The organism is Burkholderia sp. ABCPW 14 (assembly GCF_001523835.1).
Classification (GTDB): domain Bacteria; phylum Pseudomonadota; class Gammaproteobacteria; order Burkholderiales; family Burkholderiaceae; genus Burkholderia; species Burkholderia mayonis.
In genome coordinates this window covers 1-16,672 of the sequence record NZ_LOVS01000006.1, presented here as the reverse complement: position 1 = coordinate 16,672, position 16,672 = coordinate 1, and the positions used below count along the sequence as shown (strand labels likewise).

The following is a 16,672-nucleotide window of genomic DNA, read 5'->3' as shown; positions in this document are numbered from 1 at the left end:
TCGTTGGCTCGGGGTGGGCAGAAGGTTTCGTCGAGTATGCTTCAGCGAGCGACGCTCGGGTGCTTTTCCGTTCGTTTCAACGAGACGTCGAGCGTGCGCAGCAATTCCCATCCGCCGGTTTTGCTGTATGCGATGCCGAATTCGCGCTCGATCAACATGCGCACTCGGGTGAGCGTCCATTGCGGGCTCGTGAAGATCGCCGCGAGCGCACGGTTGTCGAGCATCGTGCAAAGCGCTGCGCATTGTGCGGAATTCAATCGCCGCGGCCGCCGCATCGGCTTCGCAACTTGCATGTCGCGTTCTGCATGCCGTTCGCCCATCTGCATACCGATTGCCGCGACATGACCAGCGTTCGCGCAACGTCGGCTTGCGACATGCCCATCTCGAGTACGGAGGCCCTCCACACGCCGTTCGGCGCTCGGCGATTCATCATCATGCTTCGTGTCCGTATGCATTTTATCGGTTGACAATTTCAATGATGCAATGGAATGCTAAATAATTTAAAAAGTCAATGAAATGTCGATGAAAATCACATTAGAATGTCGACGAGAAAGTTAGTGCGGAAATCAGGTCGAATCAGAGTCGTTGCCGTGAAAACATGATCGTAGTGCGTTGGCACAAGCGCGATGCGTTCCCGCACACGGCGTTCGAGCACGGAAAAGACGAGCGTCCGCCTTGTACTAGCGGCGAATGGAGAAGATCAAAGATGACTGACGTCGGAAAGGCATGGAACATTGACGATCTGCGAAAAATGGCACAAAAGCGCGTGCCCAAGTATTTCTTTGATTATCTGGATGGCGGGGCGAACAGTGAAACCACGATGCGCGCGAATGAAAGCGATTTCGCGCGCTGGCGGCTACGCCAGAAAGTGCTGACCGGGGCGGAGAGCAGTGCGGCGGGCTTGAACGCGACGTACCTCGGCGCAGAACATCGGCTTCCGATCCTGCTCGGGCCGGTGGGATTCGCCGGCATGTATTGGCCACACGGGGAGATCGCGGCGGGGCGTGCGGCCGACGTGGCGGGCATTGGTCAATGCCTGTCGACGTTCTCGATCTGTTCGCTCGAAGATGTCGCCGCGGCGCGTTTTGGCCCGCTGTATTTCCAGCTCTACATGTTCCGCAATCGCGATCTGACCGAAGACATTCTCGCGCGCTGTCGACAGGCGAACGTGGACGTCGTTTTCCTGACGGTCGACACGTGCTATATCCCGATTCGCGAGCGCGATGCACGCAACGGTTTTCGCGCCGATACGCGCTTGTCGGCACGAGGAGTGTGGTCGATGCTCAAGCACCCGGGCTGGTGCGTCGGCGCGCTGTCCAACGGGATGCCGAAGATCGGCAACGTCTTGCGCTATCCGGATCTCGGCGCATCGTTGCTCGAGCAGTCGGCCGCGGTTGGCCGGATGATCGACTCGCGTTGTCCTGGGCCGAGGTCAAGTGGTTACGCGCGCGCTGGCCCGGCAAGATTGTCATCAAGGGCATCCTCGATCCCGACGATGCGCGGCGCGCGGTTGACGAAGGCGTTGACGGCATCCTGATTTCTAATCACGGCGGACGGCAACTTGACCCGGCGCCGTCCGCGATGGACGTGTTGCCTGAGATCGCCGACGCAGTCGGTGAGCGGACCGAGATTCTGATGGACGGCGGTGTGCGGCGCGGTGCGGACGTGATCAAAGCGCTTGCGCTTGGGGCGAGCGCGGTCTCGATCGGACGACCATATATCTACGGCCTAGGCGCGGCGGGCGAGAAGGGCGTCGAGCGGTGTCTTGAACTGTTGAAGAGCGAGATGCTGCCGGCGCTCAACATGATGGGCTTTGAGTCGATTGCCGAGCTTAGGGCGGCGGGCAAGTCTGCGTTGCGGATGGCGGGAGCGGTCCATCATGCGGTGACGGTTGCTGCGAAGCCGGATGGAACGTCGCGCGAGCCGATGGAGAGCGTGCTGTGATGTGCCGATGACCATTGACGCGCGCCGCAACCGGTAACGGACGGCGTGCGGCGTGCGGGCTATTTACAAACGTCGACCCACTCTGCTTCGGCCAGGTCGGCGAGCCGGATCGGATCGATGCGTAGCGCGGCATGCGTCGAGCCGGCGGCCGGCACGACGAAGTCGTACGATTTCAACATCACGTCGCAATAAACGGGTAACGGGGTCGAGAGACCGAACGGACATACGCCGCCCACCGGATGGCCTGTGACGGCGACCGTTTCTTCCGCGGAGAGCATTTTCGCTTTGCCGCCCAGCACGGCTTTGATTTTCTGGTTGTCGAGACGGGAATCGCCGCAGGATACGAGCAGCAAATGGGTATCGCCGACCTTCATCGCGAGCGTCTTGGCGATCTGCGCCGGCTTGATGTCCCAGGCCGCCGACAACGTTATCGTGGAACTGCTTTCGCTCAAGGGAATGACGTCGATGTCCGGCGCCTTTTCTGCCAGAAACTGGCGAACCGATTCAACACTCACGTTTATGGCCCTCCGTGCGGCCGGCTTGCCTGCCTTCGTATTATCGGCGAGAGCAAAGGCTGGCTCGGCAACCTTTGCTCTCGCATCGTTGGTGGACCCTCGAAACGGACAAGTTATCGTACGCGGCGCCGGCCGTATTGAACGATTGTGCAGAGAGAGTCGCAGCGGATTGAAATGGGCGCCGGCAGAGGCTTTGCGTGGGTGGCGCAAGCGGCGCAGATCGCGTCGCGCTGATCTCTGCATTTATGTGTCGCACGGTGCGCGAAAATGCCGCTGACGCTGCGAACCGGGCGACTGACAAGCTCGCTCACGCACCGCGCGTCGCGATCCACGCACCCCAGAACAGGCTCGCGAAAAACCGCACCGGCTCGCGAAACCCGGCGGCGTCGAGCAGCGCATGCACGGCATCCTCGGACGCGGGCGGATCGGCGCCGCGCAGGATCGTCGCGAGCTTCTGCGCGACTTCGTCAGGCGATGCCCCGTGCATTCGCCAGCGCTGCGCCCATGCGCTCAGCAGCCGCGGATGCTCGGTGTAGCGGCGGGAGTTGCCCGCGACGACGAGCGGCGCGCCCGGCTTCAAGCGCCGCGCGATCGAGCCGAGCAGCGCGGCCTTCGCGTCGTCGCCGGGCACGTGATGCAGCACGCCGATCAACGTCGCGCCGTCGAAGCGCGCGTCGGGCGGCAGATCGTCGACGTAGCCATGATGCATCCGCATGCGCGCGTCGAGGCCGGCCGCCACGACGTTCGCGCGTGCGAGGTCGAGCATCGGCTGCGAAGGATCGACGGCGGTGAAGCGCCAGCCGGGCTCGAGGCCCGCAAGCGCGACGACCTCGCGCGCGGTGCCGCCCGCGCCCGCGACGAGGATATGCGCGGCGCCTTCTTCCGCAGCGGCGGACGACGCGAGCATGCACGCGGCGAGATCGTGGCACGCGTCGTAGCCCGCGAGCGCGATTCGGCTTTGCGCCGCGTATTCCGCGGCGCGCGATGGGTCGAATTTTGCGGCGCCGGATGGCGTGGACATGGCAGTCGGACTCCTGATCAAATACGTGGCCGGGGTGGCGTGCGAAACGAAGCAGGAGCGTAGACGGCGGCGCGAACCGCAACAAGTCAAGCGACGATCATGGTATCGCGACTACCGTTCTTTTTCGGGGTCGCTCCACGTTTAAAGCCCGCTGCGGCGCTCGCCTCGCGGCCCGAATCGGCGCATACTGAGTGCCCCTTTTTCGTCGGGCCACGCGTGTCATGCATGTGCGCCGTACACGGCGCATCGTCATGCCTCTGAACGCAGGAGGAGCGCATCATGTCCGAATGTCCTCACGATCCGTATGCGCGGCATCATTCGCATTGCCTACCTTTCGGCGCACAACCGTGCGGCGCGGCTGGCGCGACGACACGCACGCATTTCCGCGTTTGGGCGCCCGCGCATGCGACCGCCACGCTCGCGATCGAAACCGCGAGCGGTCCGCATGAACTGCCGATGGCGCCCGCTGGCGACGGCTGGTTCGAGACGTTTGCCGATTGCGGCGCCCATACGCGCTACCGGTACCGGCTCGACGATTCTCTGACGATTCCCGATCCTGCCTCGCGCTCGCAGCCGGAAGGCATCGACGGGCCGAGCGAAGTGATCGATCCGCGCGCGTTCACGTGGCGCCATACGTTCTGGCGCGGCAGGCCGTGGGAGGAGATCGCGCTCTACGCGGTCCAGCCCGGTGCGGCGGGCGGCTACGACGGCGTGCGCCGCCGTCTGCCGCAACTCGCGCGGCTCGGCGTGACGGCGCTGGAACTGCTCGCGGCGCCGCAAGCGCGTGACGACAGCCTGCCGTTCGCGCCGATCGCCGCATACGGCGGCCCCGAGGCGCTGAAGCAACTGATCGACGACGCACACGGCTTCGGCCTCGCGGTGCTGCTCGATCTCGACTACGCGCGCTTCGGCTGCGGCACCGACGAAATGCGGCACTACGCACAGCCTTTCTTCCATACGCGCGACGATCCGCTGCAGGCACCGCCGCTCGCGCTCGATCATCCGCAGGTCTGCGAATTCTTCTGCGACAACGCGCTGTACTGGCTCGAAGAGTATCGATGCGATGGGCTGCGAATCCGCGAGGCGGATCGCATCGACAGCGCGTGGCTGTGCGAGATCGCCGACCGCGTGCACGCGGCGATGCCGACCGATCGGATCGTACATCTCGTGCTCGGCAGCGAACGGCATCCGTCGCATCTCGCCGATACGCATTTCGACGCGCAATGGAACGGCTGCGGCGAGCGTGCGCTGTATCGGCTGACGGGCCGGCGCGATCGGGCGCGCGGCGACGGCGTGTCGACGCATCAGTCGATTCACGCGCTCGCGCGCGCGTTGACCGCGGACGGCGCGGTATTCCAGCGCGCGCAGCCGATCGGCGACGGCGGGATGGCCGATGTCGGGCTACCGCTCACGTCGCTCGTGCTGTCCGACGGCGTGGTGCACGATGCGCGCGAGGCGGATCTCGCCGCGCTCGCGTTATCGCTGTTGACGCCGCAGATTCCGCTGATCTTCGACGAAGCCGCCGGCGATTCGTCGCGCCGTCACTTCTTGCAATCGGCGCTCGCGGTGCGCGCCAAGCTGATCGCGCCGCGCCTCCTCGACGTGCAGCCGCGCAGCGCAGACATGCTGCGCACGGCCGACGGCGTCGAAGCCGATGCGCTAGTCGCCGCATGGCGGCTCGGCGACGGCGAGACGCTCAGCATCGCGCTGAACCTGTCGCCGCAGTCGATACCGTTCTACGGCGCGCCGGACGGGATGATCGTGTTCGAGACACCGGGCCGCGCGAGAGATCGCGTCGACGGCGGCGAGTTGCCGGCGTATGCGCTCGTCGCGTGGCTGACGGGCGACGTCAATCAGTACGCGCTGACGCACGATGCGCGTCGCTACGCGGATGTCGCGCCGCGCCCGCCGGGCGGCGCTTGATCGGGCGAAAGCGCTCGGTGGGGCGTCGCGCCGGCCGAGCCGGCGGCGCCTGCACCGTTTCGTCCGATCAGGATGCCTGAACGAACGCGGGCCGAAGACGGCATGCGCGTGATGAGGCGACAGGCGCGTGGCGCCCGTTGCCGGATCGTTTCCTACCAGAGTCCTCGAATGCTGGCGATGCCGTGCGCGCGATGCTCGCGCGCCGTCGCCAGATGCTCGCGCGTCATCCCGCCGAGCGCGTAGATCGGCATGCGCGCTTGCGCCGCGTATTCGGCGAAGCGGGGCCAGCCGAGCGTCGGCGCGCCGGGATGCGTGAGCGTCGGCAGGACCGGCGACAGCGTCGCAAAATCCGCGCCGATACGCTCCGCGTGCCGCAGCTCGTCGAGCGAGTGGCACGCGGCCGATAGCAGGTAGTCCGAAGTGAACGGGCGCGCGGTCGCTGCACGCAGCGCCGCGCTGCCGAGATGCACGCCGCTTGCGCCGAGCGCGAGCGCGGTGTCGGCATCGATCGGCCCGTTGACGACCAGGCGCGCGCGTTGCGCGCGGCATCGTGCGATCGCCTCGGCGGCGAGCGCCGCGTAAGCGGCTGTATCGAGCGACTTCACGCGCAATTGGACAAGTGTGAGCCCCGTCGCGAGCGCGGCCGACAGCCGGTCGAGAAACGCCGCGAGGTCCGCGTCGGAACCGGAGGCCGGCTCCGGCGTGATCAGGTAGTATGGCGGCAGTGCGAGGACGTCGGTCATTTCGCCATCCTACGCAGCCGCAGCCGCAGCCGCAGCCGCACTTTCGCGCGCCGCCCGCCCGCTCATTCGTCCGCCTCCTTGAACGCCTTCGGATACACGCGCACGAGCACGATCCGCGGCCCGATCATCTTCTTCACGACGACGTCGAAGCGATCGAACGACATACGCTGGCCTTCGGTCGGCAAGTCGTTGAGCGCCTGGATCACGAGGCCGCCGACCGACTCCGCGCGGCCTTCGTCGATGTCGATCCCGAGCGCCTGCTCGAGCGACACGACCGGCAGGCTGCCCTTGCCGATCAGCGTGCCGTCGTCGAGGCGGCTCCAGTCCGAATCGCCCTGACGGAACTCGTCGTGGATCTGGCCGACGAGCGCGCCGAGCAGGTTGTCGAGCGTCAGGTAGCCGATCGGCTTCTCGCCTTTCTTGCCGACGAGCGCGAAGTGCGGCGCGCCCTTGCGAAAGCGGCGGAACAGGTCGAGCGCGGGCGTGTCGGGCTTCACGTACTGCACCGGGCGCATGTAGTCGGACAAATCGGCGAGCGACGCGCCCGCGTGCCGCGCGAGCAGCAGATCCTTCAGGTGGATAAGGCCGTTCACGCGCTCGCGCGATTTGTCGTCGAAGAGCGGGTAGCGGCTGAAGCGGTGGCGTGCGACGACTTCCATGTTGTCCGCGAGCGGCACGTCGCGGCGCAGGCCGACCATCTCGTGCGCGGGCCGCATCAGGTCCGACACGGTCATCGACGAGAAATCGAGCGAATGCGCGAGCGTGTTCCATTCGTCAGTGCTGTACGTGTCCTTCGACGCCTTCGCCGCGTCGGCCGTGTTGCGGCGGCTGCGCAGAATCAGCTTCAGCTCGTCGGTCGAGTAGTGCGCGTCGCCGCCGTGATCGGCGGCCAGCCCCGCGAGTCGCAACACCGCGTTCGCGCTCGAGTTGAGCACCCAGATCGCCGGATACATCGCCCAGTAGAACGCGTAGAGCGGAATCGCGACCCATAGGCCGGTCTTCTCGGCCTGGCGGATCGCCATCGATTTCGGTGCGAGCTCGCCGACGACGATGTGCAGGAACGAGATCACCGAGAACGCGAACACGAGCGAGATCAGATGCACGAGCCGCTCTGACTCGACGCCGACGAACGCGAGGATCGGCGACAGCAGCGCGGCGAACGCCGGCTCGCCGATCCAGCCGAGGCCGAGCGAGGCGAGCGTGATGCCGAGCTGGCAGGCGGACAGATACGCGTCGAGCCGCGCATGGACGATCCGCAAGATGCGCCCGCGCAGGCCGTGCTGGCGGGCGAGAGACTTGACGCGCGTCGCACGCAGTTTGACGAGACCAAATTCGGCGGCGACGAAAAAGCCGTTGAGGGCCACGAGGAACAACGCGCCGGCGAGCGCGAAGATCTGTATCAACGAAGGAACTCCGGAAATGAACGAAGCGACAGTATAAGGTTAGAAAGGAAAGCGTAATGTATTGCGGCGTGATCGTGACGCGCGCGGCCGATCACGCGCGGGCGGCCGGAATCGTCAGCGTGAGCGTAGCCGGCGCGCCGGCCGCGAGCGGGCCTTGCGCGAACCTGCCGCCGTGCGCGCGCGCGACGCGCTGCGCGAGTGCGAACACCGACGCCGGACGTTCGCCCTGGCGCTCGGCGAGCGCGTCGCGCCGTGCGAACATTTCGAATACGTGCGGCAGCGCCGCGTCGGTCAGCGCCGACGGCTGCGCGCGGAGCGTCACGTCGAAGCGCGTCGCGTCGGTCGCGGCGTCGCAGCGGAGCGCGACTTCGCTGCCGGGTGCGCTCGCTTCGATCGCGAACGCCAGCATCGACCACAGCGCCTGCGCGACGCGCTCGCGGTCGCAATCGAGCGAAGCGCCGGGCTGCGCGAGCAGCGCGATCGTCACGGCCGTGCCGCGCGCGTCGCCGAGCGCGGCGCGTGCGAGCGCCGCGCATTCGTCGACGAGCGGCGCGAGCGCGACGCCGGCGCGTGCGATCGGAAGCGCGCGCGTCTCGGCGCGCGGCGCGTCGACGACCGTTTCCAGCAAGCTCGTCTGTTGCTCGATCCCGATCCGGATGCCGGCGAGCGCGCGCTGCAGGCTGTCGTCGCCGGGCGCGAGCCGGCGCTCGAGCACGTATGCCCAGCTGTGCATCGCGTTGAGCGGGCTGCGCAGGTCGTGCGACGCGACGGACAGCGCGTGGTCGCGGACGAACAGCGCCACCTCGGCGGCGAAGCGCGCGGCGCGTTCGCGCAGCAGCGCGGCGGCCGGATCGGCGGCGGACGGAGTCACAGTGTTTCCCTTGCGTGAAATCGTGATGACGGGCGAATCGACATTATAGGGAGCGGACGCGCGCGCGGCGTCCGGCGCGCGTCAAGCGGGGAGCGCGTCGTTGTCGTCGGCGCGCCGTGCCTGGCGTGGCAGCAACTGGCAGACGAGCAGCCCCGCGAGCATCAGCGCGCAGCCCATCAACGCGCGCAGCGACAGCGTCTCGCCGAGCGCGGCCCAGCCCGCGATCGCGGCGAACACGCCTTCCATGCTGAAGATCACGGCCGCGTGCGCGGGCGCGGCGTCGCGTTGCGCGACGACCTGCAGCGTGTAGCCGACGCCGACCGACAGCAGCCCGCCGTACAGCAGCGTCGGCAGCGCGCGCACGATCGACGTGCCCCCAACGGGCTCGATCGCGAGCCCGAGCGCGAGACACAGCACGCCGCAGACGACGAACTGCATGAACGACAGCACGAGCGGATCGTGCCGGCGCACGAGATGGCCGACCGCGATCACGTGCACGGCGATCACGATCGCGCCCGCAAGCTGGAACCAGTCGCCGTATAGCATCGAGAAGTGCTCGTCGACGCTGAGGAAATACAGGCCGATTGCCGCGAGGAGCGCGCCGAGCCACGTGCCCGTTCCGGTGCGATGCCGGAAGAACACGCCGATGATCGGTACGAGCACGACATAGAGCGAACTGATGAAGCCCGCGTTCGCGATCTTCGTGTATTGCAGGCCGATTTGCTGCATCGAGATCGACACCGCGAGCAGCCCGCCCAGCACGAGCCCCGGCAGCAGCAGCGTGCGGTCGCGCGCGATCGCCGTGCAGTGCGCGCGCGCCGCGCCGTTCAGGTTCAGCAGCGGCACGAGCACCGCCGCGCCGAGCAGGAAGCGCAGCCCGGTGAACAGGAACGGGCCGATCACGGCGAGGCTCAGTCGCTGCGCGACGAACGCGGACCCCCAGATCGCGGCGGCGGCGAGCATCAGCAGATTGGCGCGGAGGTGTTGGCGGGCGTCGTGATTCATGCGATGGCGGACAAGCGGACGAAAGGCGGTAAATCGGCAGACGAAACCCGACAGTCTACTCGCGTCCGGCCGACTGCGCCGGCCCCGCCAGGCTGTCGGCGAAGCGCCGCAGCGTGTCCTTCGAGCGCGCGTCGCGCACCCGCGAATACAGCGCGACCTGCGAGTCCGGCAGCGCCGGCAGCCCGAAGCGTGCGCCGACGTCGACGAGCGCGCGCGGCGCGACGCGCCGGGCAAGCGGACACACCGCAAGGCCCGCAGCGGCAGCGGCGGCGACGGCCGCGACGCCGCCGCCCGTGAAGCGTTCGCGCCACGGCACGCCGGCGCGGTCGAGCGCGCGCAGCGCGGCCGCGCGCACGCCGCACGGGCCGGCCAGCACCGCGAGCGGCAGCGGCTCGCCCGCGCGCGGCGCCCAGCCGGGCGCGGCGAGCCATGCGAGCGGTTCGGAGAAAAGCAGCGTCGCGTCGTCGCGCGGTGGGTCTTCGCCCGGCTCGTGGCGAACGAACGCCGCGTCGAGACGCCGTTCGTCGTATTGCCCGAGCAGCCCGGCGGACATCCCGACGTGCATCTCGAGCACGAGCCCCGGGTCGTGCCGGTTGAGGCCGGTGAGGACGGCCGGCAGATCGGGCACCGCGACGTGCTCGCTGACGCCGATCGACAGCCGGCGCTGCTCGGGCGACAGCGCGGCGAGCGCGCGCTCGTGCGCGTCGAGCAGGTCGCGCGCGGCGGGCAGGAACGCGGCGCCAACGGCTGCGAGCGTCACGCGCCGCGGCGTGCGTTCGAGCAGCGGCTTGCCGAGCTGCGCTTCGAGCCGCTTGAGCTTGAGGCTGACGGCCGATTGCGTGGTGCCGAGCGCGTCGGCGGCGCGCGTGAAGCTCGCCAGGTCGGCGACGAGGACGAATGCGCGGACGGCGTCGAGGTCGAGCAGTTTCATTTCAAATGAAAATGGATGAAATATTCATTGATATCTATTCATTATAGATGTCGAAGCCTAAGCTGAATGCGCGTCCCAACCCACGAGGAGAAACACGATGCCGTTCACCCGTATTGCATTGCGCGAAGGCAAGTCCGCCGAATACCGCCGGGCGTTGTCGGAGGGCATTCATCGCGCGCTGCAGCGCGCGTTCGACGTGCCCGCCGACGATATTTTCATGATCGTGACCGAGCACAGCGCCGATAATTTCTTCTACGGCCGCGACTATCTCGGCATCGTGCGCAGCGACGATCTGGTGATGATTCAGATCACCGCGAACAACACGCGCACGCTCGAGCAGAAGCGCGAGTTGTACAGGCTGATCGCCGACCATCTCGCCGAACGTCCGGGCGTGCGTCGCGAGGACGTGTTCATCAGCCTCGTCGAGGTGCTGAAGGAGGATTGGTCGTTCGGCAACGGCATCGCGCAGTACATGCGCTGAAACTCGGCGCAGCGAAGCCGGTCGGACGGCTGAAGGCCGATAAGGCGACATGAAAAAGCCGAAACGCGGCGCGCCCGCGCGTGGACGATTCGCTCCGTCCGCGCGCGGCGTTCCGCCTCACAAGTTGTAAAAAGGGCCGTGTACTATGGGGAACGCCGGAGTTCGTCGACGAGCGCGGGACGCGCAGCGGACGGGCCCGACCATCGCCGGAGCTTCCATGGCGCGTGTTCTGGAAATCGTGTTGAATTTTCCGCTGCAGGGCTGGCAAGCCGAACGCGGGTCGCGGGCGCGTACGTCGCGCGGCGCGGCGCGCGACTTCGGCGTGGAGCTTGCGCGGGCATGGCGGATCTGTCCGCCGGTGAAAATGCGTCGCGGGCACGAGCGCGTGACGATCGAGCCGTGCCGGTTCGTCGAAGCGGAGCCCGACGACGGCGGCCGCTGGCAGACCTGGATCGAGACGATCGCGCAGGCGCGGCGGGTGCTTGCGGCGCGTAGCCATCCGTTCGTGCCGGGCGTCACGATGCGCGAGCGCTTCGACGACTATCGCGGTGATGTGCGTATTGCATCGCAGGTGTCGGGGGATGCGGCCGCATCGCCGGCAGCGATGGAGGCCACGCAGGAAAGCACGCCGCCGCCCGATTCGCCGGCGGCGGTGCGAGCGGCGCCGCCGCCGCGGGGCCGAGCGTCGAAAGCTGCTTCCGCGCGCTCGTCGAAGCATGCGTCGACGAGCGCGTCTCCGCCGCCGGGCGAACCCGACGCAGACGGCGGGGCTCGATTTTCCGGAGCCGGTCCCGTCGCGTCCGCAGACTCGACCGCCGATTCCGCCTCGATCGCCGGCGCCGCCGTTTCCGGCGCGGTTTCCCCCGATTCGCAATCTGCCGATCAATGGGCGCACGGCTTCGTTGCCGATCGCCGTCGCGGGCGGTGGCTGGACGCCGACGGCATCGAAGTCGAACTGACGCTCGACGACATCACGTTCGCGCCGGCGGCGGCCGCCGCGTCTTCCACCGCTACCCAAGCCGCGCCGTTGCGCGTCTGCGAATTGCGTCTCGCCGTCGCCGACGCGGATGATCCCGACGCGCGCGCCGCCGCGTTGCGCGCGCTCTTCAGCGCGGCGCGCGAACTGAGCGGCGCGTGGCCGGCGTCGCTGTCGCTGACGAGCGTCCTCGACCGCGCGTGCACGGGCGAAGCGCCGGACACGCTCGCCGCGCCGATGAAGGCGCAGTCGGTCGATCTGTCGAAGACGCGCACGCAGCGTGCGGCTTTCTTCGCGCTCGGCTGCCGCGTGACCGGGCACTGGCTCGGCAACGAAGCCGGCGTGCGCGACGCGGGCGATCCGGAATACGTCCATCAGATGCGCGTCGCGCTGCGCCGGCTGCGCACGCTCGCACGGCTGTTCCCGCGCTACGCTGACGCCGCGTGGAAGGACGCGTTCTCCGGCGATCTCCGCTGGCTCGCCGGGATGCTCGGCACGGTGCGCGACTGGGACGTCTGCGTGACGTCGACGTTACCCGATCTCGCCGCCGCGGACGGCGACGAGGCCGCGTGGGCCGGCACGCTCGATGCCGCACGCGCGCAAGGCGACGCGGCGCGCGCCGAGTTGCGGCAGGCGCTCGGCACCGCGCGCTATGCGCGGCTCGTGTTCGCGTGGCTCGAGTGGCTGAGCCTGCTCACGCTGACGCACGACGATCCGACGCGCGGCAAGGCGCCGTCGCTCAAGCGGCACGCGGCGAAGCGCGTGAGCCGGCTGTTCGGCCATCTGTACGGCTCGGGACGGCTGACGACGCTCGACGCGGCCGCGCGTCACCGCGTGCGGATCGATGCGAAGCGATTGCGCTACGCATTGGAATTCTTCTCGTCGCTTGCGCCGCGCCGCACGCGCGAGGGGACGGTGCGGCTGCTCGCGCGCGTGCAGAACGCGCTCGGCGATGCGAACGACGCGGCTGTCGCGCTGGGCTGTCTCGAGCGGCTGTCCGCGCCGCCGTATCAGCTCGGCTTCGCGCGCGGCTACGGCGCGGCGGCGCAGCGCTATGCGGCGGAGACGGCCGAGCAAATGCTGCGCGGGATGCGGCCGCCGAAGATCGGCGGCAGGAAGGCGTGACTATAATGGCTCCCATCTTGCTTCGCTGCGTCGATGACTGCCGATTCGTCTTCCCCCCGTTCCGACGCGCCCGCCGCGCGCGAGCCGCTCGCACTGCGCGGCGAGCTGTGGCTGAATGCGGGCGCCCGGACGCTCGGTGGCGCGGCACGCATCGCGCTGCTCGCCGCGATCGGCGAGACCGGCTCGATCACACGCGCGGCGAAGGCGGTCGGCCTCAGCTACAAGGGCGCGTGGGATGCGATCGACGCGATGAACAACCTCGCGGGCGAGCCGCTCGTGTTGCGCTCGACGGGCGGCAAGGGCGGCGGCGGCACGACACTCACGCCGCGCGCGACGGCGCTGATCGCGGCGTTTCGCGCGATCGAGCGCGAGCATCGGCGCTTCATCGACGCGGCGAGCGCAGCCGTCGAAGGCTTCGCAGTCAATTGGGAACTCATCGGGAGAATAGGCATGAAGACGAGCGCACGCAATCAGCTGTTCGGCAAGGTTCTCTTAGTCAAGCACGGCGCGGTGAACGACGAAGTGGTGCTCGCGTTGCCGGGCGACCACACGATCACCGCCGTGGTCACGCACGAGAGCACCGAGGCGCTCGGGCTCACGCCGGGCGTCGACGCATGCGCGCTCGTGAAGGCGTCGTTTATCGTGCTCGCGGTCGACGCGGGCGCGCCGCTCAAGCTGTCGGCGCGCAATCAGCTACCCGGCGTCGTCGAGACGGTCACGCGCGGCGCGGTGAACAGCGAAGTGCTGCTCGCGCTCGACGGCGGCATGACGCTCGCGGCGATCGTGACGAACGATAGCGTCGACGCGCTCGGGCTCGCGAAGGGCGTGAGCGCGACGGCGGTGTTCAAGGCGTCGAGCGTGATTCTGGCGGTCAACGGCTGATGCGGCGGCCGCGCTCGCCGGGCGGTATTCGGCGGCGCGGGCGAGGGCGGAACGAAGCCGGCTCGATGCCGGCTTTCTTGCGTCTGTCCGTTCGCCGAAGAAACGAGCGCGCGGTGATATGCCGTCTCGTGGAGAGGCGTTAAGAACCACGTCGAACGCAGTGGAGTGGCCGAAGATGTCGAAAGATCGGCGCGGTTCCCGGCGGGCAATCGCCAAGCTGCCGTATCGCGCGATTCATCGACATCGAAATCGCATCCCGGCAAACACCGGCCGCGCAAACGACGCGAGCCGATCTCGTCACCGAATGCTCGTCGCCCACTCGGCGATCGGCGCCTCGGGCAGCACGCGCCCTTCCTGAAGCGGCACGACCTGATCGCCGAACGCGGCGACATCGTCCGGATCGTGCGTGATCAGCACCATCGGAATGTCGAGCCGCATCTGCAGATCGGTCAGCTCGCGGCGCATCCGCTGGCGCATCGCGACGTCGAGTGCCGAGAACGGCTCGTCGAGCAGCAGGATTCGCGGCTGCGCGATCAGCGCGCGCGCGAGCGCGACGCGCTGCTTTTGCCCGCCCGACAACTGCGCCGGATAATGCCCGGCGAGCGCATCGAGCTCGAACGCGCGCAGCCAGTATGCGGCTTCGTCCGGCAGTTCCTTCGCGCGCGGATTGCGCCAGCCGCGCTTCAGGCCGAACGCGAGGTTCTGCCGGACGTTCAGATGCGGAAAGAGCGCGTAGTCCTGGAACAGATACGCGACGCGGCGCGCCTGCGTCGGTACGTCGATGCCGCGCGCGTCGTCGAACAGCGTGTCGCCGCCGAGCGAGATCGTGCCGCGGTCGGGCGCGAGCAGTCCGGCAATCGCCTGCAGCGTGAGACTCTTGCCGGCGCCCGACGGCCCGAACAGCACGATGCGCTGCGCGGCCGACGCAAACGACACGTCGAGCGTGAAATGCCGCTCGGGCGTGACGAGCGTCTTGCGGATGTCGACGACGAGGCTCATCTCATCGCGCTCCGACGAGCGCGCGCTGCGGCACGAGCCGCCCCGCGACGAGGAGGATCAGCACGCAGGTCACCGACGTGACGAGCACGAGGAAGTTCGCGGTCGTGTCGTCGCCCGCCTGCACGGCCGCGTAGACGGCGACGGACAGCGTCTGCGTGCGTCCGGGCAGGTTGCCCGCGATCATCAGCGTCGCGCCGAATTCGCCGAGCGCGCGCGCGAATGCGAGCAGCGCGCCCGCGAGAATGCCCCGCGCGGCGAGCGGCAGCGTCACGCGAAAGAAAATCCCGGCTTCGCTGATGCCGAGCGTGCGCGCCGCGCGCTCGAGCTGCGGATCGACTGCTTCGAACGCGGCGCGTGCGGATTTCAGGATCAGCGGAAACGCGACGACCATCGACGCGATCACCGCGCCTTGCCACGTGAACACGAGCTGGATGCCGAGTTCGTCGAGCCACGCGCCGAACACGCCGCGGCGGCCGAGCAGCACGAGCAGGTAGTAGCCGAGCACCGTCGGCGGCAGCACGAGCGGCAGCGTCAGCAGCGAATCGATCACGTCGCGCGCGCCCGAGCGCCAACGCGCGAGCGCATAGCCCGTCGCGACGCCGAGCACGAGATCGAGCGCCGTCGCCCAGCCGGCGACCTTCAGCGACAGCAGCAGCGGAACCCAGGCGTCGTGCATCGCGTATCCCGATCAGTTCGCGGCGTTCGCGGCCGGCTTGAAGCCGTACTTCGAGAGCACCGCCTGGCCCGCTGGCGACAGCACGAAGGAGACGAAGCCTTGCGCGGCCCCCGCGTGCCGGCTGTCCTTGACGACGGCGATCGGATAGGTGATCGGCGTTTGCGTCGGGACGGTCAGCGCGATCTTCACGCGCTCGGGCATCACGGCCGCATCGGTGCCGAACACGAAGCCCGCGTCGACTTCGCCGCGCGCGACGTAGTCGAGGCTCTGGCGCACGTTCGCGGCGAGCACGCCCTTCGCGCTCACGTCGTTCCACACGCCGGCCGCCTTCAGCGCGCCCTCGGTGTAGCGGCCGACGGGCACCGACGCCGGATCGCCGAACGCGACGCGCTTCACGGCGGGCGCCGTCAGATCGCGCAGCGAGCCGAACGTCGCGCGGCTGTCGGTGGGCACGATCAGTACCAGCGAGTTCGCGGCGAAGTCGCGGCGCGTGCCGTCGGCGATCACGCGCTCGGCGACCGCGCGATCCATCGCCTTCTGGTCGGCCGACGCGAACACGTCGGCCGGCGCACCCTTCGCGATCTGCTGCATCAGCACGTCGGACGCGCCGAAGTTGAACAGGATCTTCGTGCCCGGATGCTGCTTCTCGTAGGCGTCGCCGACTGCCTTGAACGCATTGGTCAGGCTCGCCGCAGCCGACACGACGAGTTCGTCGGCGGCATGCGCGGCCGGAGCGGCGAAGCCGGCGGCGAGCGCGGACAGCGTCGCGAGACGCAGGAACAAACGGCGGGTGGAACGGACGGGAGCGGACATGGCGGGAAACAATGACGTGGAGGAAAAACGTAATCGTAATATACGCGAGGTTATAACGGCCCGGGTTTTCGTGCTGTGCTGGTGCTGCATGACGCCGCAGCGCGGAGGGCGGCGCAATGGCTCAGGGCGGCGGGAAGCAGGACAATTGGGTAGCGGAACAGCGGAACAGCGGAACAGCGGAACAGCGGAACAGCGGAACAGCGGAACAGCGGAACAGCGGAACAGCGGAACAGCGGAACAGCGGAACAGCGGAACAGCGGAAGAGCGGCACAGCGGCACCACGGAACAGCGACACACGTGAACAAGGACAGCAGGACAGCAGGACAGCAGGCCAGCACGAAAGCAGGACAGCACGACAGCAGGG

General features: G+C 68.1%; 14 protein-coding genes and 3 pseudogenes. 5 read left to right on the top strand and 12 right to left on the bottom strand.

The window, feature by feature from the left end; genetic code table 11:
- Positions 1-41: 41 nt before the first annotated feature.
- Positions 42-455: pseudogene (locus WS62_RS00720) on the bottom strand (winged helix-turn-helix domain-containing protein).
- A gap of 251 nt (positions 456-706) precedes the next feature.
- On the opposite strand from WS62_RS00720, the pseudogene WS62_RS00715 reads away from it, so the two are divergent.
- A pseudogene (locus tag WS62_RS00715) lies at positions 707-1,944 on the top strand (alpha-hydroxy acid oxidase).
- A gap of 59 nt (positions 1,945-2,003) precedes the next feature.
- Here the strand turns inward: WS62_RS00715 and WS62_RS00710 are convergent.
- Positions 2,004-2,459, bottom strand: a complete 456-nt coding sequence (locus tag WS62_RS00710) for a YbaK/EbsC family protein (RefSeq protein WP_066566410.1) — start codon at positions 2,457-2,459, stop codon at positions 2,004-2,006.
- 307 nt (positions 2,460-2,766) lie between these two features.
- A complete protein-coding gene (locus WS62_RS00705) occupies positions 2,767-3,480 on the bottom strand; it encodes a class I SAM-dependent methyltransferase (protein WP_066566408.1) in 714 nt (237 codons plus the stop codon).
- 279 nt (positions 3,481-3,759) lie between these two features.
- On the opposite strand from WS62_RS00705, the gene WS62_RS00700 reads away from it, so the two are divergent.
- Complete coding sequence (locus WS62_RS00700) at positions 3,760-5,403, top strand: DUF3459 domain-containing protein (RefSeq protein WP_066566406.1); 1,644 nt, start codon at positions 3,760-3,762, stop codon at positions 5,401-5,403.
- A gap of 152 nt (positions 5,404-5,555) precedes the next feature.
- Here WS62_RS00700 and WS62_RS00695 read toward each other — a convergent pair whose 3' ends face one another.
- From WS62_RS00695 to WS62_RS00675, 5 genes are all read right to left on the bottom strand, one after another.
- The gene (locus WS62_RS00695) at positions 5,556-6,146 is read right to left on the bottom strand and encodes a thiamine phosphate synthase (protein ID WP_066566404.1); all 591 of its coding nucleotides are present in this window, start codon (positions 6,144-6,146) and stop codon (positions 5,556-5,558) included.
- A 62-nt stretch (positions 6,147-6,208) separates the two neighbouring features.
- Positions 6,209-7,549, bottom strand: coding sequence for a hemolysin family protein (locus WS62_RS00690; protein ID WP_066566401.1), 1,341 nt, complete (start codon positions 7,547-7,549; stop codon positions 6,209-6,211).
- Between the two features lie 91 nt (positions 7,550-7,640).
- Positions 7,641-8,420, bottom strand: a complete 780-nt coding sequence (locus tag WS62_RS00685) for a sensor histidine kinase (protein ID WP_066566398.1) — start codon at positions 8,418-8,420, stop codon at positions 7,641-7,643.
- Positions 8,421-8,501: 81 nt separating this feature from the next.
- Complete coding sequence (locus WS62_RS00680) at positions 8,502-9,425, bottom strand: DMT family transporter (RefSeq protein ID WP_066566396.1); 924 nt, start codon at positions 9,423-9,425, stop codon at positions 8,502-8,504.
- Positions 9,426-9,480: 55 nt separating this feature from the next.
- The gene (locus WS62_RS00675; RefSeq protein WP_066566393.1) at positions 9,481-10,356 is read right to left on the bottom strand and encodes a LysR family transcriptional regulator; all 876 of its coding nucleotides are present in this window, start codon (positions 10,354-10,356) and stop codon (positions 9,481-9,483) included.
- A gap of 97 nt (positions 10,357-10,453) precedes the next feature.
- Between WS62_RS00675 and WS62_RS00670 the strand changes: the two genes are divergently transcribed.
- From WS62_RS00670 to WS62_RS00660, 3 genes are all read left to right on the top strand, one after another.
- Positions 10,454-10,837, top strand: coding sequence for a tautomerase family protein (locus WS62_RS00670; protein ID WP_066566391.1), 384 nt, complete (start codon positions 10,454-10,456; stop codon positions 10,835-10,837).
- A 217-nt stretch (positions 10,838-11,054) separates the two neighbouring features.
- Entirely contained in the window at positions 11,055-12,938 is a 1,884-nt protein-coding gene (locus tag WS62_RS00665) for a CHAD domain-containing protein (RefSeq protein ID WP_066566390.1), read from the top strand.
- A gap of 33 nt (positions 12,939-12,971) precedes the next feature.
- A complete protein-coding gene (locus WS62_RS00660) occupies positions 12,972-13,820 on the top strand; it encodes a TOBE domain-containing protein (protein ID WP_066566388.1) in 849 nt (282 codons plus the stop codon).
- A 297-nt stretch (positions 13,821-14,117) separates the two neighbouring features.
- Here WS62_RS00660 and WS62_RS00655 read toward each other — a convergent pair whose 3' ends face one another.
- From WS62_RS00655 to WS62_RS37760, 4 genes and pseudogenes are all read right to left on the bottom strand, one after another.
- A complete protein-coding gene (locus WS62_RS00655; protein ID WP_066492331.1) occupies positions 14,118-14,819 on the bottom strand; it encodes an ATP-binding cassette domain-containing protein in 702 nt (233 codons plus the stop codon).
- Between the two features lies 1 nt (position 14,820).
- Positions 14,821-15,495 carry a molybdate ABC transporter permease subunit gene (modB, locus tag WS62_RS00650; protein ID WP_066566385.1) on the bottom strand — a complete coding sequence of 225 codons (675 nt, stop codon included), beginning with the start codon at positions 15,493-15,495 and terminating at the stop codon, positions 14,821-14,823.
- A gap of 12 nt (positions 15,496-15,507) precedes the next feature.
- Complete coding sequence (modA, locus tag WS62_RS00645; protein WP_066566383.1) at positions 15,508-16,308, bottom strand: molybdate ABC transporter substrate-binding protein; 801 nt, start codon at positions 16,306-16,308, stop codon at positions 15,508-15,510.
- Positions 16,309-16,358: 50 nt separating this feature from the next.
- Positions 16,359-16,672: pseudogene (locus WS62_RS37760) on the bottom strand (hypothetical protein); the annotation flags it as partial.

Coding starts and splice junctions, on each gene's coding strand:
- WS62_RS00705 (WP_066566408.1), bottom strand. CDS start 3,480: ATGTCCACGCCATCCGGCGCCGCAAAATTCGACCCATCGCGCGCCGCG.
- WS62_RS00700 (WP_066566406.1), top strand. CDS start 3,760: ATGTCCGAATGTCCTCACGATCCGTATGCGCGGCATCATTCGCATTGC.
- WS62_RS00695 (WP_066566404.1), bottom strand. CDS start 6,146: ATGACCGACGTCCTCGCACTGCCGCCATACTACCTGATCACGCCGGAG.
- WS62_RS00680 (WP_066566396.1), bottom strand. CDS start 9,425: ATGAATCACGACGCCCGCCAACACCTCCGCGCCAATCTGCTGATGCTC.
- WS62_RS00675 (WP_066566393.1), bottom strand. CDS start 10,356: ATGAAACTGCTCGACCTCGACGCCGTCCGCGCATTCGTCCTCGTCGCC.
- WS62_RS00670 (WP_066566391.1), top strand. CDS start 10,454: ATGCCGTTCACCCGTATTGCATTGCGCGAAGGCAAGTCCGCCGAATAC.
- WS62_RS00665 (WP_066566390.1), top strand. CDS start 11,055: ATGGCGCGTGTTCTGGAAATCGTGTTGAATTTTCCGCTGCAGGGCTGG.
- WS62_RS00660 (WP_066566388.1), top strand. CDS start 12,972: ATGACTGCCGATTCGTCTTCCCCCCGTTCCGACGCGCCCGCCGCGCGC.
- WS62_RS00655 (WP_066492331.1), bottom strand. CDS start 14,819: ATGAGCCTCGTCGTCGACATCCGCAAGACGCTCGTCACGCCCGAGCGG.
- modB (WP_066566385.1), bottom strand. CDS start 15,495: ATGCACGACGCCTGGGTTCCGCTGCTGCTGTCGCTGAAGGTCGCCGGC.
- modA (WP_066566383.1), bottom strand. CDS start 16,308: ATGTCCGCTCCCGTCCGTTCCACCCGCCGTTTGTTCCTGCGTCTCGCG.